The sequence below is a fragment of the Acinetobacter sp. F-1 genome, from assembly GCF_022869025.1.
In the GTDB taxonomy this organism is placed as follows: Bacteria; Pseudomonadota; Gammaproteobacteria; order Pseudomonadales; family Moraxellaceae; genus Acinetobacter; species Acinetobacter pseudolwoffii.
On the sequence record NZ_JAJKFX010000002.1, the window covers coordinates 221851 to 247860 of the forward strand.

21 protein-coding genes and 3 tRNA genes are annotated in these 26010 nt (G+C 43.5%); 11 read left to right on the forward strand and 13 right to left on the reverse strand.

Going from position 1 to position 26010, the window contains the following annotated elements:
* The first annotated feature begins 69 nt into the window (after positions 1 to 69).
* Both LOZ91_RS02960 and LOZ91_RS02965 read left to right on the forward strand, forming a co-directional pair.
* Positions 70 to 2349, forward strand: coding sequence for an NADP-dependent malic enzyme (locus tag LOZ91_RS02960; RefSeq protein ID WP_005169926.1), 2280 nt, complete (start codon positions 70 to 72; stop codon positions 2347 to 2349).
* Positions 2350 to 2443: 94 nt separating this feature from the next.
* On the forward strand, positions 2444 to 3679 hold the full coding sequence (locus LOZ91_RS02965; protein WP_100355621.1) for a multifunctional CCA addition/repair protein: 1236 nt from the start codon (positions 2444 to 2446) through the stop codon (positions 3677 to 3679).
* 92 nt (positions 3680 to 3771) lie between these two features.
* Here the strand turns inward: LOZ91_RS02965 and epmA are convergent, their stop codons facing one another.
* The 5 genes from epmA to greB form a co-directional block, all read right to left on the reverse strand.
* Positions 3772 to 4746 (reverse strand): EF-P lysine aminoacylase EpmA, encoded by a 975-nt coding sequence (gene epmA, locus LOZ91_RS02970; RefSeq protein ID WP_244782640.1) that lies wholly within the window; start codon positions 4744 to 4746, stop codon positions 3772 to 3774.
* Positions 4743 to 5810 (reverse strand): 4-phosphoerythronate dehydrogenase, encoded by a 1068-nt coding sequence (locus tag LOZ91_RS02975; RefSeq protein WP_244782641.1) that lies wholly within the window; start codon positions 5808 to 5810, stop codon positions 4743 to 4745. The genes epmA and LOZ91_RS02975 overlap by 4 nt, the downstream gene beginning before the upstream one ends.
* A gap of 180 nt (positions 5811 to 5990) precedes the next feature.
* A tRNA-Ser gene (locus tag LOZ91_RS02980) sits at positions 5991 to 6080 on the reverse strand.
* Between the two features lie 258 nt (positions 6081 to 6338).
* Positions 6339 to 6428: transfer RNA gene (locus LOZ91_RS02985), tRNA-Ser, on the reverse strand.
* Between the two features lie 88 nt (positions 6429 to 6516).
* Positions 6517 to 7011 (reverse strand): transcription elongation factor GreB, encoded by a 495-nt coding sequence (greB, locus tag LOZ91_RS02990; RefSeq protein WP_005097688.1) that lies wholly within the window; start codon positions 7009 to 7011, stop codon positions 6517 to 6519.
* A gap of 362 nt (positions 7012 to 7373) precedes the next feature.
* Here greB and LOZ91_RS02995 point away from each other — a divergent pair, with 362 nt between their 5' ends.
* Positions 7374 to 8489 (forward strand): transglycosylase SLT domain-containing protein, encoded by a 1116-nt coding sequence (locus tag LOZ91_RS02995; RefSeq protein WP_005097690.1) that lies wholly within the window; start codon positions 7374 to 7376, stop codon positions 8487 to 8489.
* A gap of 96 nt (positions 8490 to 8585) precedes the next feature.
* Here the strand turns inward: LOZ91_RS02995 and LOZ91_RS03000 are convergent, their stop codons facing one another.
* Both LOZ91_RS03000 and ttcA read right to left on the reverse strand, forming a co-directional pair.
* Entirely contained in the window at positions 8586 to 8972 is a 387-nt protein-coding gene (locus LOZ91_RS03000; protein WP_004280536.1) for an SCP2 sterol-binding domain-containing protein, read from the reverse strand.
* Positions 8973 to 9175: 203 nt separating this feature from the next.
* On the reverse strand, positions 9176 to 10102 hold the full coding sequence (gene ttcA / locus LOZ91_RS03005; protein ID WP_005097691.1) for a tRNA 2-thiocytidine(32) synthetase TtcA: 927 nt from the start codon (positions 10100 to 10102) through the stop codon (positions 9176 to 9178).
* A gap of 500 nt (positions 10103 to 10602) precedes the next feature.
* On the opposite strand from ttcA, the gene LOZ91_RS03010 reads away from it, so the two are divergent.
* Positions 10603 to 11475, forward strand: a complete 873-nt coding sequence (locus tag LOZ91_RS03010; protein ID WP_005097692.1) for a lytic transglycosylase domain-containing protein — start codon at positions 10603 to 10605, stop codon at positions 11473 to 11475.
* 175 nt (positions 11476 to 11650) lie between these two features.
* Complete coding sequence (htpX, locus tag LOZ91_RS03015; RefSeq protein ID WP_005097694.1) at positions 11651 to 12556, forward strand: protease HtpX; 906 nt, start codon at positions 11651 to 11653, stop codon at positions 12554 to 12556.
* A gap of 82 nt (positions 12557 to 12638) precedes the next feature.
* Here htpX and LOZ91_RS03020 read toward each other — a convergent pair whose 3' ends face one another.
* The 4 genes from LOZ91_RS03020 to LOZ91_RS03035 all read right to left on the reverse strand — a co-directional run bounded on the left by LOZ91_RS03020 (position 12639) and on the right by LOZ91_RS03035 (position 19730).
* Positions 12639 to 13220 carry a DUF4112 domain-containing protein gene (locus tag LOZ91_RS03020; protein ID WP_005097695.1) on the reverse strand — a complete coding sequence of 194 codons (582 nt, stop codon included), beginning with the start codon at positions 13218 to 13220 and terminating at the stop codon, positions 12639 to 12641.
* A 74-nt stretch (positions 13221 to 13294) separates the two neighbouring features.
* Entirely contained in the window at positions 13295 to 14635 is a 1341-nt protein-coding gene (mgtE, locus tag LOZ91_RS03025) for a magnesium transporter (RefSeq protein WP_100357860.1), read from the reverse strand.
* Between the two features lie 133 nt (positions 14636 to 14768).
* The gene (locus tag LOZ91_RS03030) at positions 14769 to 17870 is read right to left on the reverse strand and encodes a multidrug efflux RND transporter permease subunit (protein WP_244782642.1); all 3102 of its coding nucleotides are present in this window, start codon (positions 17868 to 17870) and stop codon (positions 14769 to 14771) included.
* Between the two features lie 258 nt (positions 17871 to 18128).
* Positions 18129 to 19730, reverse strand: a complete 1602-nt coding sequence (locus LOZ91_RS03035) for an isocitrate lyase (RefSeq protein ID WP_005169883.1) — start codon at positions 19728 to 19730, stop codon at positions 18129 to 18131.
* 662 nt (positions 19731 to 20392) lie between these two features.
* On the opposite strand from LOZ91_RS03035, the gene LOZ91_RS03040 reads away from it, so the two are divergent.
* From LOZ91_RS03040 to LOZ91_RS03050, 3 genes are all read left to right on the forward strand, one after another.
* Entirely contained in the window at positions 20393 to 21382 is a 990-nt protein-coding gene (locus LOZ91_RS03040) for a LysR family transcriptional regulator (RefSeq protein ID WP_005097703.1), read from the forward strand.
* 127 nt (positions 21383 to 21509) lie between these two features.
* Positions 21510 to 22832: a hemolysin family protein gene (locus LOZ91_RS03045; RefSeq protein ID WP_005097704.1), complete on the forward strand. Its 1323-nt coding sequence runs from the start codon at positions 21510 to 21512 to the stop codon at positions 22830 to 22832.
* A 46-nt stretch (positions 22833 to 22878) separates the two neighbouring features.
* Positions 22879 to 23160, forward strand: coding sequence for a hypothetical protein (locus tag LOZ91_RS03050; protein ID WP_005097706.1), 282 nt, complete (start codon positions 22879 to 22881; stop codon positions 23158 to 23160).
* 52 nt (positions 23161 to 23212) lie between these two features.
* Here LOZ91_RS03050 and LOZ91_RS03055 read toward each other — a convergent pair whose 3' ends face one another.
* Positions 23213 to 23719, reverse strand: coding sequence for a hypothetical protein (locus LOZ91_RS03055; RefSeq protein WP_005097708.1), 507 nt, complete (start codon positions 23717 to 23719; stop codon positions 23213 to 23215).
* Positions 23720 to 23893: 174 nt separating this feature from the next.
* On the opposite strand from LOZ91_RS03055, the gene LOZ91_RS03060 reads away from it, so the two are divergent.
* The 3 genes from LOZ91_RS03060 (at position 23894) to LOZ91_RS03070 (ending at position 25652) form a co-directional block, all read left to right on the forward strand.
* A complete protein-coding gene (locus LOZ91_RS03060; protein WP_100355626.1) occupies positions 23894 to 24622 on the forward strand; it encodes a hypothetical protein in 729 nt (242 codons plus the stop codon).
* A gap of 169 nt (positions 24623 to 24791) precedes the next feature.
* Positions 24792 to 24877 (forward strand) — tRNA-Leu (locus LOZ91_RS03065).
* 91 nt (positions 24878 to 24968) lie between these two features.
* The gene (locus LOZ91_RS03070; protein ID WP_100329093.1) at positions 24969 to 25652 is read left to right on the forward strand and encodes a hypothetical protein; all 684 of its coding nucleotides are present in this window, start codon (positions 24969 to 24971) and stop codon (positions 25650 to 25652) included.
* A gap of 32 nt (positions 25653 to 25684) precedes the next feature.
* Here LOZ91_RS03070 and LOZ91_RS03075 read toward each other — a convergent pair whose 3' ends face one another.
* On the reverse strand, positions 25685 to 25999 hold the full coding sequence (locus tag LOZ91_RS03075; protein WP_005169878.1) for a DUF5713 family protein: 315 nt from the start codon (positions 25997 to 25999) through the stop codon (positions 25685 to 25687).
* Between the last annotated feature and the right edge of the window lie 11 nt (positions 26000 to 26010).

Sequence of the window (26010 nt, forward strand, 5' to 3'; positions counted from 1 at the left end):
GTATATTCGGGGACATAAATAAATTTTTTACCCGCTGACCGGGTAATCTTTACAACGATCGAGAGACTGATGGACGAACAATCTTTAAAGCAACAGGCCCTTTACTATCACGAGTTTCCTACCCCGGGGAAAATCAGCGTTACACCAAGCAAACAATTGGTCAACCAACGTGACTTAGCCCTTGCTTACTCGCCTGGCGTAGCTGCACCATGTCTTGAGATTGAACGCGATCCTTCAACTGCTGCATTGTATACCGCACGCGGTAATCTGGTCGCTGTAGTGACCAACGGTACTGCGGTGCTGGGCCTGGGTAATATTGGTCCTCTGGCTTCTAAGCCAGTCATGGAAGGCAAAGGCGTATTATTTAAAAAATTCGCCGGTGTTGATGTATTCGATATCGAAATCGCTGAAAATGATCCAGATAAAATTGTAGATATTATCGCATCCTTAGAGCCGACTTTTGGCGGGATTAACCTTGAAGATATCAAGGCGCCAGAATGCTTCTACATCGAGCAAAAACTGCGTGAACGCATGAATATTCCGGTATTCCATGATGATCAGCACGGTACTTCAATTATTGTTGGTTCTGCGTTACTGAATGCCCTGCAAATTAATGGCAAAAAAATTGACGAAATCAAGATTGTGGCATCAGGTGCGGGTGCTGCAGCGCTATCTTGCTTAAATCTGCTGTGTGCTTTGGGCGCTAAAAAAGAAAACATCATCGTTGCCGATTCACGTGGTCTGCTGACCACGCATCGTGAAGGTCTGGATGAATCTAAAAAAGCGTATGTACAGGACATTGAAGCCACTCAGCTTGGTGATGTGATCGCGGGTGCAGACATGTTCCTTGGTCTTTCTGCTGCCGGCATCCTGACCAAAGAAATGGTTAAGGTGATGGCCAAAGATCCGATCATTTTCGCACTGGCGAATCCGGATCCAGAAATTCTGCCTGAACATGCACACGAAGTTCGTAATGATGTGATCATGGCCACTGGCCGTTCTGACTATCCAAACCAGGTCAATAACGCACTTTGCTTCCCATACATCTTCCGTGGGGCATTAGACGTTGGTGCAACCACGATTAACGAAGAAATGAAAATTGCCTGTGTACATGCAATTGCGCGTATGGCACACGTCGAAGCGGATGCTGCAACTTATGGTGAGAAATCGGCATCATTTGGCCGTGAATACCTGATTCCGGGTCCACTGGATCAGCGCCTGATTCTTGAAATCGCACCTGCAGTGGCACAAGCAGCCATGGATTCGGGTGTAGCAACACGTCCAATTAAAGATTTCTCGCATTATCGTCAACGTTTGTCTGAGTTTGTCTATAACTCGGCATTCGTGATGAAACCGATCTTTGAACAGGCAAAATCGAATCCTAAGCGTATTGCCTATGCGGAAGGTGAAGACCTGCGTGTACTTCGCGCCGTTCAAATTGCAGTCGATGATGGTTTGGCGATCCCTATTTTGGTCGGTCGTCCAGCCGTGATTGAAGCCAATATCAAAAAATTGGGTCTACGTCTTGAAGATGGCGTGAATATCACGATTGTTGATCAGGAAAAGAATCCGGATTATGAGTTGTTTGCAGACGATTATTACCAGATCATGCAGCGTAAAGGCGTTACGCCTGAATATGCACAGCGTGAAGCGCGTCGTCGCTCTACCTTAATTGCATCGATGCTGGTCAAACATGGCATGGCAGATGGCATGCTCTGTGGTACTTATTCAAGCTACGACATTCATCTGGACTTCGTCAGCAACATCATTGGCAAAAAAGAAGGTCATAACACTTTCTTTACCCTAAATGCCTTGATGCTTGAAGATCGCAACCTGTTCATTGCCGACACCTATGTCAACACCAATCCAACGGCTGAACAGCTGGCGGAAATGACCATTCTGGCTGCTGAAGAAGTGCGCCGTTTTGGTATGACCCCACGTATTGCCCTGCTTTCTCACTCAAGTTTCGGTTCAGACCAGCATGATGCCAGCGCGCAAAAAATGCGTAAGGTATATGACATCCTGTCTGAAATCGCGCCTGAGCTAGAAGTTGAAGGTGAAATGCACGGTGATGCTGCACTGGATGAAAATATTCGCCAGTTTGCCTTCCCGAACTCACGTTTTAAAGGTTCTGCAAACTTACTGATCATGCCGAATCTGGATGCTGCCAACATTTCGTTTAACTTGTTGAAAGCAACTTCAGGCAACAACGTGACGATTGGCCCAATTCTGTTGGGTGCTGCGAAGCCGGTACATATCTTGACTCCGACTGCGACTACGCGTCGCGTGGTGAACATGACTGCACTTACCGTTGCAGAAATCCAGCAAGCGGAACAAGACGCACTTTAATCCAATGACAAGATAACGACGCATCCGCCTCGTTTCTTAACTTGAGAAAACCTCTATTCTGTAGCATGATGCTTGTAAGAATAGAGGTTTTTTCATGCAAGTTTATTTAGTAGGCGGTGCAGTTCGGGATCATTTGCTCGGACACCCCTATCACGAAAAAGATTATGTGGTCGTTGGTGCAACTCCGGCGCAAATGCTTGACTTAGGCTATCAGCCCGTAGGCAAAGATTTTCCTGTTTTCCTACACCCCAAAACAAAAGAAGAATATGCACTGGCCCGTACCGAACGTAAATCCGGCACCGGTTATCATGGTTTTGACTTTCATACCGATATCAGTGTGACCCTGGAACAGGATTTGATCCGTCGTGACCTGACCATTAATGCCATGGCGATGGATGATGCCGGTCAGATTTATGATCCTTATGGCGGTCAGCAAGATTTGAATAACCGGGTGCTGCGTCATGTTTCCGATGCTTTTGTCGAAGATCCATTACGGGTGCTGCGAATTGCCCGTTTTGCGGCCCGCTATACCAGTGCAGGTTTTCTGATTGCGGATGAAACTTTAGCACTCATGCAGCGCTTGACGGAATCCGGTGAATTGAATGCATTAACACCGGAGCGGGTCTGGAAAGAAACTTCACGTGCCTTAACAGAACGTCATGCTGATGTGTATTTTGAAGTATTGCGTCAATGTGGTGCTTTAAAAGTCTTATTTCCTGAGATAGATGCCTTATATGGTATTCCGCAACGCCCTGAATATCATCCGGAAATTGACTGCGGCATTCACACCATGATGTCCTTGCAGCAGGCGTGTCGTCAAAACTATAGCCTGGATGTACGTTTCGCCGTTTTAGTGCATGATTTGGGCAAAGCATTAACCCCGGTTGAAGAATTACCGCGGCATATCATGCATGAAGAACGTGGCATCAAGCCGGTCAATGATCTGTGTGATCGCTTAAAAGTACCGACCTATACCAAGCAACTGGCGTTGGCAGTATGTAAAGAGCATCTGAAATGTCATCAGGCATTTAATCTCAAACCCGGTACTTTATGGCGATTATTGCAGCGTCTGGACGTTTTACGTCGTCCCGAGCGTGTCGAAGCTTTTGTACAGGCTTGTGAATGTGATTCACGTGGCCGTTTAGGACTGGAAGATCGTGCCTATCCACAAGCGCAATATGTACTTGATGCCATGCAGATAGTACGTGCCATTAAAGCACAAGACCTGCCTGCCGATATTCAAGGCCCGGATATTGGCGAAATGCTGATTGAACGGCGTATTCAGGCACTGGGTGAACTTAAAGCTCAACAAACGGTATCTATTGAATAAAGACAAAGCACCCGAGGGTGCTTTTTTATTGCTTCAATCATTTAGTGCAGAGACCCAGCCCTCTAAAGAGCTTAAGGAAAATCAAATCCCGATCAGGAAATATCCGCCGGGAAACTAATCACTTGCTCCAGTTTCATCTGATTGGTCGCGATCATGAGCAAGCGGTCAATTCCCAAGGCAATCCCTGAACATTCCGGCATATTCGGTAAAGCCGCCAGTAAATACACATCAATAGGCATGACATGCAGCCCAAGTCTGGCCCGCTCTGCATTATCCGTCTCAAAGCGTGAGCGCAAAACTTCAGCATCAATCAGCTCATCATAGGCATTGGCCAATTCTAAACCTTCGATATACAACTCAAAACGTGCAGCGACCAGTTCCCCATCTTCATCGATTCGGGTTTTCGCCAGAGAGGCCATTTCAGGCGGAAAATCGGTCAGGAATACTGCGGTATCAAAACCGAGACTCGGCTCCACCATATGTGAAAATAACAGGTCGATATAGCCGAGCCGATCCTCACCCAAATCCAAATTTAGACCGACACGGCGACAGCAGTCTTTCAGTTCCTGCAAGGTCGCTTGCAATGGATTAATATCCAGACGATCCATAAAGGCATGTTTATAGCTCAAAATGGTTGGACGGATTTCAGCAAAACGTGCTTTAAGCGTCACATTAAGCAGATCGGCTACTTCGAACATCAAATCTTTTAAGCTAAAGCCCGGGCGATACCATTCCAGCATGGTAAATTCGCTATTGTGCTTACGCCCATGTTCATCATCACGGAAGACTTTACAAATCTGGTAAATAGGCCCGCTGCCACTGGCCAATAAACGCTTCATGGCAAATTCAGGTGAGGTCTGTAAATAATGCGTATGTGCTTTAGCCAGTACATGACGCTGCGCCTGTACTGAAGCCAAATGCACATCGGTCACACCGGCTTGAGATAAAATTGGTGTTTCGACTTCTAATACATCCCGCTCAGCAAAAAAATGACGGATTTGTGCATATAAGGTGGCACGTGCACGCATGGCATTCAAGTCACACGTCGGCTGATAAGTGCTATTCATGCTTTTGGCCCACCATGTGCAGCCCATTCACGACGCAGCGGATAGGTTTTTCTTAAATGATCAAAAGCCTGCTGATCCACTTTGCCATCCTTGACACAAGCACGCAGATTTTGATCATCACGGGCAATATCATAAATTTGCGTTAAATACTGCTTTAGCACCATTTTTAAATCCTGATTTTGGAAAAACTGCTTGCAGACCGGAAGCTGGGTTTCGAACTGTTTATGTGCTGCAAAAGCAAAATTTTGACAGAAAGCGTCATAGATCATTTGAGTACCACGCGCCTTGCCTTCCAGGCTATAACCGGCAATATGCGGCGTCACCAGCGTCAGCAGATCCAGAAGCTCTGCTGAAATAACCGGTTCGTGTTCAAAAACATCTAAAATCACGGTTCGTTGTGTCGCTTTAAGATCCTGGATCAGGGCGGCCTCTTCAATCACTGGCCCACGTGCAGAATTAATCAGAATTGCATCAGGCTGCATTTGCGCCAATGTAGCCGTATTGAATAAATGGTAAGTTGGATAAAGACCCGTTTGAGTTAAAGGGACATGAATCGAAATCGCATCTGCTTGCTGCAACAATTCATTAAATTCAACTTGATCAACCTGCGTTCTTTGAACCAAAGGATCATAGCCAATCACGCGCCAGCCCAAAAGTTTTGCCATATAAGCCAGACGGGTTCCAACATTACCCAAACCGACTATACCCAGGCTAAATGTTGCATTGGCATCTACTAACTCAGGACGTACATGCAGTAATGCGGTAATGACATATTCAGCCACAGCTTGTGCATTACAGCCGGCTGCATTGCTCCACTGAATCCCATGCTGTTCCAATGCAGCAATATCCAGATGATCTGTACCAATAGTGGCACTGCCTACAAACTTGATCGAACTATTCTGTAGCAGTGCTTCATTGACCTGAGTCACTGAGCGTACCAATAATGCATCCGCATCCTGAACATCCTGTGCCATTAAGCTACGGCCTGGACAATGACGAATGTCTGCAAATTCAGAAAAGAAATAATCGGTAAATGCCAGATTTTCATCTGCGACAATTTTCATAATGAGATCCATATGATGCTTGGGCATATGATAGCGCGTTGATGTCTCTGACTCTATATTTGGCACATGCGTCCATTTTTCAAGTTTTAAGCTATGAGCTGGTTATTGATGAATAAAGTATTGAATCATTGCTGCCTAAAAAGAAAAAACCCCAATCTTTCGACTGGGGTTTTTAGAATTTGGCGGAAGCGGTGAGATTCGAACTCACGGAGGACTCACACCCTCGTCGGTTTTCAAGACCGGTGCATTAAACCGCTCTGCCACGCTTCCTTGGCCGTCATCATATAAATAAATCGGATTTTTGGCAATAAAATTTAGCAAAACTTTTAGCAAAAGCTGTTCATTCAGTTAAAAATCAGTCGAAACAAAAGCTGAAATGTATTTTTATTTAAAGAAGTTAATACTTAAACGATGCCAAGAGGTATTTAATTCAAGATAAAGCAACGACATGAATCAGAATTAGCTTGATAATGAATATAAAAATAAAGGCATAAAAAAACCCAGTCAATTGACTGGGTTTTTAGAATTTGGCGGAAGCGGTGAGATTCGAACTCACGGAGGACTCACACCCTCGTCGGTTTTCAAGACCGGTGCATTAAACCGCTCTGCCACGCTTCCATGGCCGACATGATATAAACAAAAATCACGCTTGGCAAATATTTTCATGCTTTCACTGCATCAATTGCACAAAATAAAATCAATTCCATTAATTTGCTGAATTTTCTGGTTTTTCATAACGAATTGAATTGATGAACCAGCGTTTCTTTCCAGAAGGTGTCAGCACTTCAGCCTCATCATCTACCTGCTTGCCCAACAACGCACGTGCCATGGGCGAACTGATCGAGATATGCTGCGGATGATGATCATAAATTTCATCGACTCCAACAATACGTAAATTTTTCTGCTCGCCTTCTTCATTTTCAATCTCGACCCAAGCTCCAAAATAGACCTTGCCTTCCTGCTCTGGAGAAAAATCGATGATTTTTAGCTCTTCAAGACGCTTGCCTAGGTATCTGACCCGGCGGTCAATCTTACGCAAAATTTGCTTGTTATATTGGTAATCGGCATTTTCCGAACGGTCGCCGAGACTCGCTGCCCAGTTCACTTTTCTGGTGATTTCCGGCCGCTCTTCATGCCAGAGATTCTTAAGTTCTGCCACCAATTTATCGTGTCCACCACGGGTGATTAAGTTGGATTTCATACGTCGTGCTGATCAAATTTTCAGTGTATTAACTTACAAACAGCTTATTTTATTTACCATTTCAAAACAATGAAAAAATTCAAAAAAAAATCACATTATATTTCATTATCTTAAAATTATTTTTAATAATAATTTGTGTACAAAATTTGACAATCGTTTTTTAGATCATTAATATGCCACCTACTTCCGGAAATGCTTACTTTTTAATCTATGTAGTTTTTCTACATAATGATGCGTAAATCTCTTGTCATTTTGAATGACGTCATGACTGCCCAACCCTTATTGAATTTATCAAACTGTTAAAATTTCTGGCTATGTTGGCTGTGATTTTTAGGGCATAAATTACTTGTAGCGGAGACAACATGCACAGTAGTTCATCCACTGGGTCGAGGCTTTGCCTACGATCTGTAATTTCTTCTCTCCCTTTGAAAGCACTTGTACTGAGCACTGCATTTATTCCCTTTCACAGTATCAATGCAAGTAAGACCACACTTCAGTTTGATCATGTGGTCAATAGCAATAAGCTGACCGTGGTTGCAGTCGAAAATCCGACCACCGTATTTCAGGATGGACAACATCTGCATGGCTTCGGTTATGACCTGGTGCGCAACTATGCCAACAGTCTGAATGTGAAACTGGATTTTAAAATTGTCCCGAATAATGCCACTGCACTGCAATGGGTTGCTCAGGGCAAAGCCAATCTGGCCATGACCACCACCGATTTAGGTGAAATTGAAAATAAGCGCCTGACTTCATTCTCCGCCACCTGTGGTGATCAGTCTATTTTGGTGAGTAATGGCTTGAATACCAATTTAAATCTGGTATTTAAATCTGCCACAGATCCCTTGAGCCAGACTGCCAGTGCTTTTATCTGTAAAGGCAAACAAAGTGGTGCCATCAAGCAGCTTGCTTCATTTTATAATCAGAATGTGGTGAAAGAGGAATCTTGGACAGCCATTCAACGTGATTTGAGCAACCGGTTACCGATCTATAAAGCAAGCTTTAAACAGACAGCGCAGCAATATGATCTAGATTGGCATTTATTAGCTGCCATTGGTTATCAGGAATCTTATCTGAAACCGAACTCAGTCTCTCCGACAGGTGTTCGCGGTTTGATGATGCTGACCAATAGCACTGCTAAAGCAATGGGTGTGAGCAATCGTACCGATCCAGCCCAAAGCATTCAGGGTGGTGCCAAGTATTATGATCAAATGCTGAGCCGCTATGAGCATATTCCTTATCCAGATCGCAACTGGTTTGCACTGGTCGCTTATAATATGGGCCCAGGTGCAGTGAATCAGTTACAAAAACGCATTCAGTCACAAGGCAAGAATCCAAATAACTGGGTCAACCTCTATGCCTATCTGGATCAGAATAAAGCCAATAACGGCCGCTATCGTCAGGCAGTACAATATGTAACCCGTATTCGTGCTTATCTGGAACACATCAAGACCACACCACAATTGGTGAATATCTAAGGTCTGATGAGCTGGATTTTATTCTATCCGGCGATAAAAAAGCTTACCTCAAAGGTAAGCTTTTTTTGTGCTCATTTCAGCTGATGTTCAGCAAAATTAAGCTGTCGTATTTTCAAGTACTTTCTTGAATAGATCTTTTTGTTCCTGACTCGGTTTGGCAGTTTGAAGTGCCATCAATTGAGACATATCACCCTGTACTTTGATTTTACCGGTCATAAATGCCTGCATGGCTGCGGCCATATCAAACTCCAGAAAAACTTTACGTAACGTTTCGCCGTCCATATTCAAAGTCGTTTTGGCATTTGAAGACAAACCTTTTTTAATTGCTCCACCATCTAAAGATAGTTCAGTATTACCTGTAGTGTCCGCTACAACCAAATTAATCGCCAGGTTCGCCAAAGCTGGTGGCAAGTTTAAATCACCAGCTTGCGCAGTAAGTGTTTCTACAGTTGAAAACCAATCATCAGTTAAAAAAGCAGGCATGATCTTTCCTCAAATTATTTGTTCATTTGTGTCGACTATCCAGACGACATCATGTTGAAGCTATTATGCTCGTGCTTTGTTATATCATGATCATTAGCGCAAAGGCTAACGAATTTTGTACGCGTCGTTCAATTTTTGTAGTTCTATTTTTATTTGTTTTTCATACAGACATCAACCCGAAGGCTGATATCTGTGTGCTGAAATTATTCTGCGGCAAAGCCCAGATTGACCATATTAATCCGGCGTTTCTCGCCTTCCAGCGCTTCTTCAGTCGAACAGCTGTCTTTGAAGTCAAATTCGCGCTGGCTGTCCAGCACTTCAAAGTCAAACAATTCACGATCGACCAGCTGTGATGGCGAGACATTTTGCAATGCACCAAAAATACTGTGCAGACGTTTTGGATGTGCCTTATCCCAATCACGTAACATGTCATTGATAATTGCGCGCTGCAGGTTCGCCTGAGAGCCACATAAATTACATGGAATAATTGGAAATTGACGCATTTCTGCATATTTGATGATGTCTTTTTCTTCCACATAAGCCAGTGGACGAATCAGAATGTTCTTTTTGTCAGAAGACAACAGTTTTGGTGGCATGGCCTTCAAGCTGCCGCCATGGAACAGGTTCAGGAAGAAGGTCGCCAGAATATCATCACGGTGATGCCCCAGCGCAACCTTGGTCGCACCAATTTCCTGGGCAAAGCCATACAAAGAGCCACGGCGTAGACGCGAACAGACGGCGCAATAAGTCTTACCTTCCGGGGTCAACTTTTTGGTGATGCTGTAGGTGTCTTTTTCCAGAATGTAATACGGAATGTTATTTTCTTCTAAATAACGTGGTAATACATCTTCCGGGAAGCCTGGCTGTTTCTGATCCAGATTCACCGCCACGACATCAAAGTTGATCGGTGCGATACGCTTGAACTGCAACATGATATCTAACAGGGTGTAACTGTCTTTACCACCTGAAATACACACCATGACCTTATCGCCTTCTTCAATCATTTTGAAGTCACGAATGGCATGTCCGACCTGGCGACGCAGCTTCTTCAACAAACGATAGTAGGCTGAGCTTGTTGGCAGTTCAGGTTTGAAATTAAATCCTTGTTCGGACTCAACTGGCGAGTACATAGACGAGATTCACCCATAAATAAAAATACCGCGCAATTTTAGCCGATTCAGGCCCGCATCGCATCAAAAGAATTTATTTTCATGCAAATGTCATATTAGTTTCATTTTCATGTTTTATTTAGATTGATATATTGAACGTTTCAGTTCAATTAATCAGCAAGATGCCTAGTTTTTGGACTTTTCCACAGTTGTCCACAAAAGTTGTGGATAACTTTGTGGATTGAAACGCACTTGACAAGTTCTTCGTCTCAAAAGATAAGGCTTTTCTTTAAATTGATCACTTTTTAATCAATTTAATTATTAATAAAAATCAACTAGTTAAACCTGTCAACCCTAAGGTTTTAAATTAAATCATATTTTTTTTTCTAACTCTAAAATGTAAAAAATGGCTTGCACTTACAAACTCGTTTATAAATGCAGCGTACAAGTCTTTTCATTCCGTAATTTTTTGTTAAACTCATCATTAAATTTTTCTCGATTGTGTTTACCTAATATAAACAATGAAAATAAATTTGCGTGTTTTGGGGTGTCATGGGATCAGTGCTGTGCTATTGGCGAGTTGTTGCCAGTTGGTCTATGCCGGTCAAACCATTTATCAGTTGCGCGATAGCAATGGCAGCACCTTATTAACCAATAAGAAAAGTCGCTATAACCATCTTCAGGTTGAAAAGAAGACCTATTATCCAGACAGTAATATTCATAGTTATAGCAATTGGGGTTCCAGTGAAGCTTCGGTCTTGCCGAGCTATAGTAGAAATAAAAATGCTTATGATTCGATTATTCGCCAGGCAGCGCAAACCTATGGTGTCTCTGAAGGCCTGATCAAAGCCGTGATGCATACCGAGTCCGGTTTTAATGTACAGGCTCGCTCTCCAGTCGGTGCACAAGGCCTGATGCAACTCATGCCGGCGACAGCACGTCGTTTTAATGTCAGCAATGCCTATGACCCGCAGCAGAATATTATGGCCGGGGCCAAATATCTGGCCTGGTTATTGAAACGCTTTAATGGCAATACCACCTTGGCACTGGCAGGTTATAATGCCGGCGAAGGCAATGTGGCCAAATATAAGGGTGTGCCACCTTTTCGTGAAACTCAGGACTATGTCCGCCGTGTCAGCAGCCGTTATCAGAACTTGTACGCACAGGGACTGGGCAGCACCAGTGGTACATATACCGCTTCCTCTGATACTGGTCGTGTCATTGCCAGCTCTGCCAATTATTCAACTGAAACCACGACGGCATCCAATGTTCAGGCGGCAAAATATCAGCGTCAGATCATTGCACGAGCAGATGGTAGCTTCACTGATGCACCGATGGGTTCTTATGCCACTGCCAATGCGACAGCATCTGCAAAAATATATTTAAGTGAGTAATTTTGAAACAGCTTTGTTTTTAAAGACCTATCTTTCAATATGGACAAAAAACATACTGTCTTTTTGTAGCGAATTGCTATTTTTTTCTTGAAATCTTATCGATTTCACCTCATATTGATTTCAATGATTTACATTCAATAATCAGATTATTTTTCTGTAATAAGAGGATTTCTCAATGATGCGGATTGGTTTGTTCTTGCTAACCAACCTCGCGGTACTGGTTGTAGCTGGCATTATCTTGTCACTCTTCGGTGTCGGTAGTTACCATGGCGCAGGTGGCTTGAATCTAGGCAACCTGTTGGTCATCTGTTTCGTGTTCGGTATGGTTGGCTCAATGATTTCCCTGTTCATGTCTAAATGGATGGCGAAAAAGACCACGGGTACTGAACTGATTGACCCGAATGCACCTCGTAACCAAGCTGAAGCCTGGTTGCTCCATGAAGTTGCACAACTTTCTCAGCGTGCAGGCATTAAAATGCCGGAAGTGGGTATTTTCCCATCTTATCAATCCAATGCCTTTGCCACTGGCTGGAATAAAAACGATGCTTTAGTAGCCGTATCGACTGGTCTGCTTGAGCGTATGAACAAAGACGAGCTTCGTGCAGTATTGGCGCATGAGATTGGTCACGTCGCCAATGGTGATATGGTCACTCTGGCACTGATTCAGGGTGTTGTGAACGCCTTCGTCATGTTCTTCGCACGTGTCGCGGGTGATTTTATTGACCGTAACGTTTTTGGTCGTGAAGAAGGTGAAGCACCGGGTATTGCCTATTTTGTAATTACCATCGTACTGGATATCGTATTCGGTATTCTGGCGTCGTCGATTGTGATGTGGTTCTCCCGTCAGCGTGAGTATCGTGCCGATGAAGCAGGTGCGCGCTTGGCAGGTAAACAGGCTATGATTTCAGCATTATTGCGCTTACAGGCAGAGTCTGAAATGCCAGATGCCATGCCGAAAGAAATGAAAGCATTTGCGATTTCTGCGGGTAAAGAAGAAGGCTTTAGCCTTGCTGCCTTGTTCCAGACGCATCCAAGCATCGAACAACGTGTTGCTGCACTACAACAGCTTGATTGTGCTTAAGTAATACTATTCATTGATTGAAAAAAGCCTGCACTTGCAGGCTTTTTTATTGGATTCAATTATTCATTATTTATATAGGCCTTTATGCGCTAATCCACTGATACAACGCCATCGCACCCCACCCAATCGCAAAAACAAATAGAATCAGGAACAAGGCGCCTAAAATATCCGGGATATGAATCCAGATCCAGGCCACTACAGGATTGCGCCAAAATGCAGATTGCTGCTGTTTGCGTTCCAGGCTTTCATGCAAAAAAGGGTGTACCACATGTCGATCACTGTGAATCTGATATTCTTCACGAATATGAACATGCACCACATCAAGCGCCTTGCGACTGGGACGAATAAAAATATCAAAAATGGTGCCTGCCACCGGAATAAATCCAACCACCGCATCCATCACCGCCAGTTTCATGACCGGATTCAGCTTGGCACTCGGCACCCCAATCTGTTTGGCCTTATGAATGGCATAACAGGTCAATACAAAACCGGCGATATCTCCAGCGACCGGAATCGTACTCAGCGCAGCATCTGCCCCTACCCCTTGCTTGGTAAATGGAATACGTACCACTGAATCCATCATGTTGGCAAACTTGGCCAGATCACGTTCCAGACGAATGACCTCTTGTTGACTCAGTTTTGTTTTTTGTCCAGGCTCAGGCATATGTGATTCCAAAAATAGGGCTGACTTTCATCAGCATAAATTATTTTGAGACCGAAGTTGTAGCAATCTGTGAATTAAAACAATAATTTGGAAGCAACAAATAGATAAATAATCACACCGGTGGCATCACAAATAGAGGTCACCAAAGGTGCAGAGGCACTGGCCGGATCCATCTTAAACTTGTTCAGAATAAAAGGCAGACTCATGCCGATCAGGCAACCCATCAGCACAATGCCGAGCATACTGATCGCCAGAACCACAGCCACCATGATATCCCCTCGGACATAACCCAACACCGAGACAGCCAGTGCCATGGTGCCACCCAGACACAACGCCACCAAGGTTTCCCGGCTGAGCAGGCTAAACCAGTCTCTAAATTCTACATCACCGGTGGCCAAAGCACGCACCATCAAGGTCGCCGACTGCGAGCCGGCATTACCGCCACTGCCCACCAGCAATGGCAGGAAAAAAACCAGAACAATATGCGCGGCAATGGTCTCTTCATAATGTGCAATGCCAATGCCGGACAATAGACTGCCAAAGACCAGAATCACCAGCCAAGATACGCGCTTCTGGTACAATGTAAAAATAGGCGCAGTTTTTAAACTTAACTCAGTTAAGGGCTCAACCGCCCCTGACTTTAAAATATCCTCGGTGGTTTCGGCTTCCATGATGTCCATGGCATCATCATAAGTGACAATTCCAAGAATTTTTTTATGCTCATCGACAATCGGCAAAGCCATAAAATCATAATAGGTTAAAGTTTTTGCGACGTCTTCTTGGTCATCCCCAATCTTGGCGTAAATCACATCTCTTTGCATGATCTCGGCAATGCTGGTTTCAGGACTGGCCTGAATCATCTGCCTTAAAGAGACTACCCCGATCAGCTGGTCCTGCTCATCAACAATATAAATCAGATACAGGGTTTCCTGATCTGCGGCCACCACACGCAACATTTGGATAGCGTCATGAATCGACAGATCCTGATGCAAAGAAACAAAACTGGAGCTCATCAGCGCACCAGCAGTCCCTTCAGGATAAATCGCCAGATCTTTTAGGGTTTGCCGACTCGCTTCGGACAATTTTGCCATGAGCTGCTGCTGCAGCTGTGGAGAACATCGTTTATAAACATCGACAAAGTTGTCCGAATCGAGCGCATTTAAAATCGCAATAATCTGTGCGACCGGTAATTGCTCAGCCAGACTGACTTGTTGGCTGAGTGGCATAAACTCGAATACCCGGCTCGGTTCTTTGAGTTCCTGAAAAATCCGGATCTGTTCTTCTAACTTCAAACCTTTTAAAATACTGGCCTGATCGGCGACATTCAGCTCATTTAATAAGCCAATCGCCATAGCATGGTGTTCAGAACGGATCTGTTGTTGAATATGCTGTATTTTTTCTGAAATTTTCGGCATAGGCAGTCCATGGTTATAAGCGCAAAGGCGTGGATTTTAGCATCATCCTCCGAACATTACCCCTGCTCTCAGTGCATCTAAATCATCACAGCCGGATTGAGTCAGGCTATGAATTGTTTTTCTGAGCGCACGATCATGAATCAACCGGTTCTTTTTTAGCCATTAAATTTCGAATCATCACATACATAAAGGGAATAAAAATTAGCACCAGCACGGTTCCGAAAATTACGCCGCCGAATACACTGACACCAATTTCCTGACGGCTTACCGCGCCTGCTCCCGTGGCAAAAACCAAAGGTAAAATTCCGGCGCCAAAAGCCAAGGAAGTCATCAGGATCGGACGCAGACGCAGGGAAGCACCTTCCAATGCTGCCTCCACCACCGATTTTCCCTGTTGCTGTGCCAGCGAAGCAAATTCCACAATCAGAATGGCATTCTTACAGGACAAGCCAATGGTGGTCAGCAAGGCAATCTGGAAATAGATATCATTCGGGAAGCCAGCCAAATAACTGAAAATAATATTGCCGCCAATACCAAGAGGAATTGCTGACATTACCGCCGTTGGAATACTCCAGCTTTCATACAATGCGGCCAGACACAGGAAAATAAAACCTATCGAAATCAGATACAGCCAGATGGCCTGATTATTGGACTGTTTTTCTTCAAAGGATAAACCGCTCCAGACCACATCTACACCGTCCTGTTCAGCAATCAGCGCCTCTACATCCTGCATGGCCTGACCGGAGCTGCTGCCTTGAGCCCGATCTGCTTCCATCTGTAGTGCGGTATAGCCCATGAAACGGTTGACCACTTCCGGACCACCACTCCAGTCCACTTGCGAGAAGTTACTAAAAGGCACCATTTGATTCTGGTCATTGCGGACATGCCATTGTGCCAGATCTTCCGGCTTGGAACGAAATTCGGCATCGCCCTGCATGATCACCCGTTTAATCCGGCCGCGATCAATAAAGTCATTGATATAACTGCCACCCCAAGCGCTAGATAAGGTGCTGTTAATTGCCGTTTGGGTCAGACCATTGGCCATGGCCTGTTTTTGGTCAATATTGACGCGTAGTTCGGCTTTTTCAGGATTAGAACGTTTACCCAGATTTTCAAAGCTTGCATAATTGCCAGCCTGAGCTTCCAGTGCCTGAAATTGCTGTTCCAGATACTGCCGGCCATTACCATTGATATCCCGAATCCAGAAATCCAGACCATCGGTTTGTCCCAGACCATTGACTGACGCTGGCATGGATACATTGATTTGTGCATTAGGGTTACTTTGAAAATGCTTCAAAGCCCGTTCACGAATCGCGGATGCGGTATTGTCCTGACCGGAACGTTCATTCCAGTGTTTTAATGCCACAAAACCGGTGGCCAGATTCTGGCCAGTTCCCGAGAAATTGCGGCCATAACGAATCATCACCAGACTGACATTGGCCTGTTCCTGATCCAGAAAATATTTACGAACCTCTTCTCCGACCTGAATGGTATTTTTCATCGGAGCACCTTCCTGCACTTTGATTTGCAGGCTTAAAATCCCCTGATCTTCACTCGGCAAAAAACTGGTTGGCAAAGCACGGTAAAACAGTGCAAAGACACAGATCAAGCCGGCAAAAAGCAGTAAACAAATGACCTGATGCTGAATCGTGACTTTGGAAAGATGCAGATAACGATACTTTAAATGATCCAGCTTCTGGTTAAACCATGCCGCCCATTTTGCCGGTTTTGGATTCGGTTTCAGAATGAGTGCACACAGTGCTGGGGTTAGAATCAAGGCCACCAATAAGGATAAGGACATGGCCGCGACCAAAGTGATGGAGAACTGTCGGTAGATCACCCCGGTAGAACCGCCAAAGAACGCCATCGGAATAAATACAGCAGTTAGAACTAAGGTAATTCCGACCAATGCCCCACTAATTTCCTGCATGGACTCTAACGCCGCCTCTTTGGCAGACAAATGCTGTTCATGCATCAGCCGTTCCACGTTTTCTACCACCACAATCGCATCATCAACCAATAGACCAATGGCCAGAACCAAAGCGAATAAAGTTAAGGTATTGATACTCATGCCCAGTGCATAAAGCACCGCCATGGTTCCCAAAATCACCACCGGCACCGTTACGGTAGGAATCAAAGTAGCACGCCAGTTCTGCAAGAAAATGAACATCACCATGATAACCAGAATGATCGCTTCGATCAGGGTTTTGACCACCTCTTTAATCGACTCTTGTACAAAGGGTGTATTGTCTCGTGGGTAGGCAATTTTATAGCCTTCGGGTAATTGCTGGGAAATACGGGCAACTTCAGCTTTAATCAAGTTTGAGGTGGCAATGGCATTGGCACCTGAGGCCAGAGAAATTCCAAGACCTGCCGAAGGATAACCATTATTGGTGCTATAAGACTGATAACTTTCAGCACCAAGTTCGACCCGTGCAATATCTTTTAAATAAATAAAACTACCGGCACGATCCGATTTGACAATAATATTCTGGAATTCTTCAACGGTTTTTAGACGGGAACCCGAGGTGACTTTAGCATTCAGGTATTGTTCATCCACTGCCGGCAAATCCCCAATCGCGCCCGCAGCCACCTGAGTATTCTGAGCTTCAATGGCGGCACGAACATCGCTTGGCATCAGCTTATACTGTTTGAGTTTTCCTGGATCCAGCCAGATCCGCATCGCATATTGAGAACCAAAAACATCGACTTCACCAATGCCTTCAATCCGGGAAATGTCCTGCTCCAGATGTGTCATCAAGTAATCAGAAAGTTCAATATTGTTACTGCGGCCGGACTCATCATACAGGCTGATCACCATATGGGTATCGCCGAGAGATTTAAACACGTTAACGCCCTGGCGTTGGACATCTTCCGGTAAACGGTTCAATACCCCATTAATCGCATTTTGTACCTGAACCTGTGCTGTATCGGGGTCGGTACCATTTTCAAAGCTGATGCTGACCCGGCTGCGCCCTGAAGAATCACTACTCGAACTAAAATACAGTAAATGGTCAATCCCTTTAATCTGCTGCTCCAGCACCTGGGTCACGCTTTCTTCCACAGTTTCCGCAGAAGCGCCACTATAGGTTGCTGCCACCGTTATCCGTGGCGGGGCAATATCCGGATAACGTTCCACTGGCAGGTTCATCACTGCGAACAGGCCAATCGCCATCACGACAATCGCCAATACCCCAGCAAAGATCGGGCGGTGGATAAAAAATTTAGACAGCATAAGTCCGAGTCACTTTTTAATTAAATAGGGATGAATTTAGACCAAATACGAGCAAGCTATATCTAAGTATTCAGTGACATAGCAGTAAAATGCAAGAATTAAACACATAATAACTGTGATAAAAACCAATCATGGAGAAATTATGGATGATCTTACTTGAATACTTTCTTGAGGTTGCCATTTCCTATTTATTAATAGCATTTTTCCAAATAAAAAACCCTGCAGATGCAGGGTTTTTTGGTGAATCAATTCAGCAGATTAAGCACTGAACTGGTTCATTGTGTTTTTAGCGTCATCACCAGCTTTCAATGCATTGTCACCAGCGAAGATTTCTTTGTGGTCATCACCGATGTCAGAACCAGCCATTGCCTGGTGTTTAACACATGCGATACCGCCGCGGATTTCTTTACGTTGTACGCCAGCAACATAAGCCAACATGCCTTCAGAACCGAAGTAACCTTGAGCAAGTTCATGCGTAGAAAGTGCAGCTGTGTGGTAAGTCGGAAGTGTGATCAAGTGATGGAACACACCCGCTTCACGCGCAGCATCTGCTTGGAAGGTACGAACTTTTTCGTCAGCTTCAGCAGCCAGTTCAGTTGCATCGTACTCAGCGCTCATTAACTTAGCACGGTCGTAAGCAGAAACGTCTTTACCTTCAGCAACCCAACGGTCATACGCTTGTTGACGGAAGTTAAGCGTCCAGTTGAATGAAGGTGAGTTGTTGTATACAAGTTTCGCATTTGGAACTGTTTCTTTCACACGGTTTACCATGTGAGCGATTTCAGCAACGTTTGGTGTCGCAGTTTCGATCCAAAGAAGATCCGCACCATTTTGCAAGCTGGTTACACAGTCAAGTACAACGCGGTCAATTTGCGTGCCTTCACGGAACTGGTACAAGCCAGAAGCAAGACGTTTAGGACGGTGAAGTTTGCCATCACGTTTGATCAGGATTTCATCTTCTTGTGCATCAGCGATATCAATTTCAGATGTTTCCAAGTAGCTGATATATTGAGAAGCGATGTCGCCTGGCTCTTTAACCACTGGGATTTTTTGAGTCAGGTCAGCGCCTTCAGAGTCAGTACGTGCAACGATGATACCGTCGTCAAGACCCATTTCAAGGAATGCATAGCGAAGTGCGTGGATTTTCGCGATGAAGTCTTCGTGTGGCACAGTTACTTTACCAGCTTGGTGACCACATTGTTTCGCGTCAGACACCTGGTTTTCGATTTGTAGTGCACATGCACCCGCTTCGATCATTTTCTTAGCTAAAAGATAAGTCGCTTCTTCGTTACCGAAACCCGCATCGATGTCCGCAATAATTGGCACAACGTGAGTCTGGAAGTTGTCGATTTGTGAAGTCAATTCAGCTGCTTTAGCTGTATCGCCTGCTTCTTGTGCTTTTTTAAGTGCACGGAACAAGTCGTTCAATTCTTTCGCGTCAGCTTGACGTAAGAATGTGTAGATTTCTTCGATCAATGCAGGAACAGAAGTTTTTTCGTGCATAGATTGGTCAGGAAGTGGACCAAATTCTGAACGAAGTGCTGCAACCATCCAACCAGAAAGGTAAATGTAGCGACGTTCAGTCGTACCGAAGTATTTTTTGTTCGCAATCATTTTTTGTTGTGCGATGAAACCATGCCAGCAACCTAATGATTGAGTGTATTTGCTAGAGTCTGCATCATAAGCAGCCATATCACGACGCATAATTGCCGCGGTATATTTCGCAATGTCTAAACCAGTTTTGAAACGGTTTTGGATTTGCATACGCGCAGCATCTTCAGGACTGATGTCTGCCCAAGTGTTACCGAATTTCGCTTTCAATTCGCGGATTGCATCAATCGCTGTTTGGTATGTAGTCATGATATTTTCCTGTAATAATATTAGGATTTTTCTGCAACGAACCGTTCAAATCACACCCTCAGTAACTTGTTTAGATTTTCGCCGGTCCGTTGGGATAGCTAAAGATTAGTGGGCTTATGAAAATTAATCCAATAGTCTGCAAGAATCTTCAGTATTTATTTAAAAAATGAGTAGATGAAAGTCTTAGTATAATCCTGTGATGTTAAAATAAGATATTGTTTTATTTTATATTTTACTAAAATAAAATTGATCGTTTTTCCTTCATACTGCTTAAAAATACTTCATTAGACTTAAGTCTGGGCTTGGCTCAAATCCACTTTTATTAAAAAATAATCATGATTTTGAATTATTTCTTAGGCTGAAGCATTTATCAAGATAGCACACTTTTCACGCAATTATTCACGCAATTACAGCTGTATTTTTAAAGTTTAAAGCTTGGCTATGGAGCTGTTGATCTGCATACATGAAAATACTGAATCTTTGCTTAGCCCGTGCTTCTACTCAGTCGAATAAAATCATTAATCATTCAGCTTAAACCTGCATAAATTCCCTAGATTTTATCTGCATTCTCATGGCTTTTTTTTCATCGGCGCTTTACACAAAGCCCGGCAGTTATGGCATAATCAGCATAATTTCTTGTATTTATTCTCGGTATTTCTTTTATGAATCTGGAGCGGGTCGATCTCAATCTATTAATTTATCTTGATGTACTTCTTCGCGAAAAAAATGTCACCCGTGCAGCCGAACAATTGGGCGTTACCCAGCCTGCCATGAGTAATATTTTACGCCGATTACGCAATTTATTTAATGATCCTCTCCTGATCCGTTCTTCTGAAGGCATGACACCAACAGAACGTGCACTTGAGTTACAGCCACGTATCCGCGATGCGCTGGCTGACTTGTCCATGATTCTGGAACCGCGTACCGAGTTCCGTCCTTATACGTCAAATCGTGTCTTCCGGATTATGACCTCGGATTATGCCGAAGCGACACTGGTTCCTCGGCTGGTCAAAGCCTTACGTTCAGAAGCACCGAACGTGGTCTTGGACTTTCTAACCCCGAGTGATGTGTCTTATCGCGACATGGAACAAGGCAAAGTTGATCTGGCGATTAACCGTTTTAATGAAATACCGCAAAGTTTTCATCAGGTTCTGGTCTGGCGTGACAGTTTTTCCTGTTTATTAAACAATAAACACCCGGCTGCAACCAACCTGAACTTAAAAAGCTATCTGGATGCACAGCATATCTGGGTCTCTAAAACCGGTATGGGTGTGGGCTTCGGGGTCAACCCGGAGAAACAGGCCGGTTTAGGCTGGATCGATCAGGCTTTGGAACGTATTGGCCAGAAACGTAAAATCTCGGTCTTTACCCGTCATTATCAAATGCCAGGTTTATTGGCCTCCAATGTCGATCTGGTGGCAACCCTGCCTTCACGGATCGCACGCCTGCAAGCCAAGAATCATAATTTAATTCTGAAAGATCCTCCATTTTATATTCCCGAATTTGAACTCAAAATGGCATGGTGCCCTCTATTGCATCATCACCCTGCACATCGCTGGTTACGTCAGCTGATTTTGTATGTTGCGCGTCAAATGATTGAGGAAGAAAATCGTGAATTCCTGAGCAATAATTCTCAATTTTCACACTATTAAACTCAAATTCTTCTAAATTCTTATTTTTTAAGATTATACTTTGAAGGCTTGAGAGGTAGTTTTTACACCTCAAGCCTTTTTTTGTGTTAAAAATATCCCAAGATACTATTCATCCACAGGTGGATTTGTGAGCCTCTTACAAAATATCGTGATTATCTTAATACTCATCGCGGGGGCCGGTTTTTTATCTTTAACAGAAATCGCCCTCGCAGGTGCCCGTAAAGTCAAACTGAAAATTCTGGCTGAATCGGGTGAACATCGCGCTCAAAAAGTTTTAGATCTACAAGAAAATTCTGCTGACTTCTTTGCAGCCTCTCAAATCGGTTTAAATGCAGTCGCCATTCTTGGCGGTATTTTAGGTGAAGGAGCCTTCCGTCCTTATATTTTTAATTTTGTTTCCCGCTTTTACCAGGGTCCGTGGGCTGAAAACATTAGCTTTGCACTTTCCTTCACTGTCGTCACTTCTTTATTTATTTTATTTGCAGACTTGATGCCGAAACGTCTGGCCATGATTGCGCCAGAAAAGATCGCAGTCTCGGTCATTGAACCCATTCAGATTTTCATTAAAGTCTGTAAGCCTTTGGCCTGGCTCATTAATGTTATTGCCAACATGCTGTTCCGTCTGTTTAAAGTGAATACCATTCGTGATGATAATATTACCTTTGATGATATTTCCGCAGTGATGGATGCAGGTGCACAAGCTGGCGTACTGCAAAAACAGGAACATCATTTCATTGAAAATGTATTCGAGCTGGAAGAGCGTAATGTACCTTCGAGTATGACTACCCGTGAGAATGTGGTGTTCTTTACCTTAAATGAACCAGAAGAAAGTATTCGGCAAAAGCTGGCGGAATATCCCTATTCCAAGTTTCTGGTGTGTAGCAATGACATCGACAGTGTGATTGGCTATGTCGATGCCAAAGATATTCTGGTGCGGATTCTGAATAACCAGTCGCTGCTACAGTTAAATGAAAATACCATCCGTAATGTCCTGACCATTCCGGATACTTTAACTTTATCGGAAGTTCTGGACCGTTTTCGCTCGACCAAGGAAAAATTTGCCGTCGTCATTAATGAATATGCGCTGGTGGTTGGGGTGATTACCCTCTCCGACATTATGATTACTGTAATGGGCGACTGGGTGACACCAATTGAAGCCGATCAGCAAATTATTAAGCGTGACAATAATTCCTGGTTGATTGAAGGCAGCACGCCAATTGAAGACATGAAACATGCGCTTGAAATCGACTCAATGCCAGATGAGGAAAATTACGAAACACTGGCTGGTTTTATGATGTTCAAGCTGCGTAAAATTCCGCGTCCCGCCGATACCGTCATTCATGCCGGTTATAAATTTGAAGTCGTCGATGTCGATCATTTCAAGATTGACCAGTTGCTGGTGACTCGGATCATTGAAATCAATCCATTAATTCAGGAAGAATCAGAATAATCTGATTCTTCTTCTATTTTAAAATAAAAATCATAAGGATAGAGTGATGTCCATTTCTGCGCTGTTGGCTTGTTTTAGTTTTTATTCAGGACTGTATTTAATCTATTTCTTTTTTGCTCAACAACAAAATCCGCTGTTCTTGTTTTTAGCGATCATTTTATTGATTTTTGCTTGCATCATTACCCCTTATGGTTACCAGCGTCACCGTGGCCATTATGACCGAACCATGAGTTGGGGACAGTATTTGGCCATACCTTTGATTTTATGGGGACGACTATTTATCGTTCCTATCAGTTTTATTTTAAGTTTGTTTTATTCAAACCAGTAAATTCAATCATAAAAAAGCACCTAACGGTGCTTTTTTACATCTATTGAGGTGCTTAGATCTTTGTTAACAATGCATCTAAAACAGCTTGATAGTGAATCTGGATATCATCTTCTAGAATCTTGTAAGCATTGTCGAACTGCACCATAGGCCAGCCTTCTTTCCAGAATGGGAAAATATTGTGCAGGTCATGGGTAACAATCGCGTCTTCACGCAGAATCGCTTGTGCAATCTGGGACAGCACTTGTGCCGTTTCAGCGCCATCAATCGCCATATAGTCGATTCCGCGCGCTTTTAAAATACGGACGCGGTCTTTTTTATAACGGATTTTTTTGATTTGTGCCGTATTCAGGCCCAAAGCCAAAGATACCGCTTCGACAAATTTGTCTTCAAATGACTGATTCAATGCCACTAACGCTTCTTTATGCGCTTCCTGACGACCAGCTTTACCACCCTGACGAATCACTTCTTTCGCCTCAGTATTTAGTTCATCCTTTTTCATGCTTTGCAGGATGTCTAAAATTTCGATGTCGCTTAACGCCTCAGGAGATTGATCAGTCATAAACTGTCCTTAAAAAAATAAATCTTGAATCGGCTATTTTCGCATAATTCGTGGCTAAAAAACTAAAATCTTCGTGATTAAAGTAATGATAAGCGCTGAAAATGGATTTGTCCTGTGATTCTGCGTCAAATCGACTATAGTGCCTGTGTCTATTTCTGAATCAATCTCTGGATGATGCCCACTACCCAAGTAACTTTGTTGCTGCAGCAACTTCAACAACAGTATCCAACTGCATTTAAAGGCAATTACCTGTTCTATAGCCAGATCAAAATCCGTGGGATCTGGGATAAAGCCAAGCTTTTGATTCCCTGGGTCTTGGCAGCCATGATTTTTATTCCCGTCAGTTTGATGTTCGGTGACGTCATAAAGCAATCTTTTGTGCAAGTGAGTGAATTTCAGGCGCAAAGTTATGCCATTTTGGCGATACTGTTGTTCCTGATGTTGAGTCTCACCTTAATTCTGCAACAGGTTCAGCATTCTTCTTATTCGCTATATCAGTTATTACGCCATACCCCAATCAAGATGGCTGTGGTGATTCTACTACAAGCCTTAAATCTGTTTTTTGTACAAAGTAGCCTGCTGATGTGGAGTTTATTCTTTTTTGGAGTGAGCTTTGGCTTTATCCGTTTTTATCGGGAAAACTTGTTCCGGGAAAACAGCCAAAATACTGAACATTATCAGTTGCAACAATTACGTAGAATCTGCTTCTGGGCTTATAAACAGACCTGTATGCTTCGACTAAAATTACGTTTTTGTTCAAACAATCATCCTCAGCATGCCGAACTAAAACAGCAATTAAATCACTATGCCGAATTATATACCCAGCTGCTGAAACATGAGCATCAATACTGTAAAACCATCAAACATCTGGATGTCGACAGTTATCTGGACGAGAACTCATAGTTCGCTCTATTATTTTGATTAGCCATCTTGAATATTTCTAATAAGGGGCCTTAAAAACAGATTGATCTGCTAATTTTTTAGAGAGAAGCCACGGAATTGCTTGAAAAGAAAGCAATCATTTAGAAATGTGCTTGCCAAGCTTTATTTCGTCCTCTATTATTGCGCACATGCCCGAGTGGTGAAATCGGTAGACACAGGGGATTTAAAATCCCCCGCCCACAAAGCGTGCCAGTTCGAGTCTGGCCTCGGGCACCATTTTAATCTTTATTAAAATGGTGCAATAGAAAACCCAGCATTAGGCTGGTTTTTTTGTGCCTGAATTTTATTCTTTTAGCGCGAAATCCTCATGTCAGAATTAAAATACTTCGATCTCGCCACATTACAATTACGCCATCCAGACGCTTTTTTCCTGAAGCTGCGTTATAGCCGCTTCAAATTTAATGCCCTGCAAAATCTCCAGTTTGTGATCGCGATTAATTTACTGTCTCTTTTAATCTGCGTGGCCTGTAGCATCAGCTCAGTACTTCTGGAATATTATTTTTTCAAGAATGCCACAATCGCCTTTAATGTCACCTTGATCATGTTAATGGCCCTGCTTTATCCCTATATCTGGTATGCACAATATCAGGCACAATTCAGCTCCAAAGCCTATAGTCAGCGTTTGCAGAACTGTCTGTATCTGCAAATTCCGATTTTTCTGGTTTTATTGCTGAATCTGTATGTAATTCATTCAGATATGCTGGTAATCATCAGCATGATCATTTTAGCGCTTTCCTCTTTTGGCGCTGTCACCTTAGAACCTTTATTTAAAAGTTCTTGTAGTGCGATTGATCAGATCAAACTGCAAAAACTGCGGCAGCTGGCCTTTTGGGCCTATCAACAGTCCAGATCCAAAACACCGCAACCGATTCAGGACCAGTCAAATCTGCAGGCTTATTACCAGAATCTTTATCAGCAATGCATGCATGAAGAGCAAAAATTACTCAGCTCGATTCGCTTTAAAAGTTTTAAAGACTATTTCTACAAATAATAAAAAACCCTGCAGTAGCAGGGTTTTATCGATCACCATTCACGATTGGTAATCAGCTCTTCCATTTCAATCTCGAACAACCCGTGCTCTTGCACCACCATCATCATGGCTTCGGCAATATAATCTGCAGCGGTATCATCCAGAGATGAATCCAGATCTTCAAACTGCGGTTTCATGGCATTAATATCAGCAACGGTCAGATGGGCAAGCTGGTAAATTTCTTGATCTGACAAAGCTGATTTAGCGACTTTTTGGGCAAAATGTTCGATGTGCTGTTTGATTTCAGCAACCAGAATATCGGGATAATACGCATCATCGAACATGGGGAGAAGTAAATCTGCAAACATTACAGGCACTC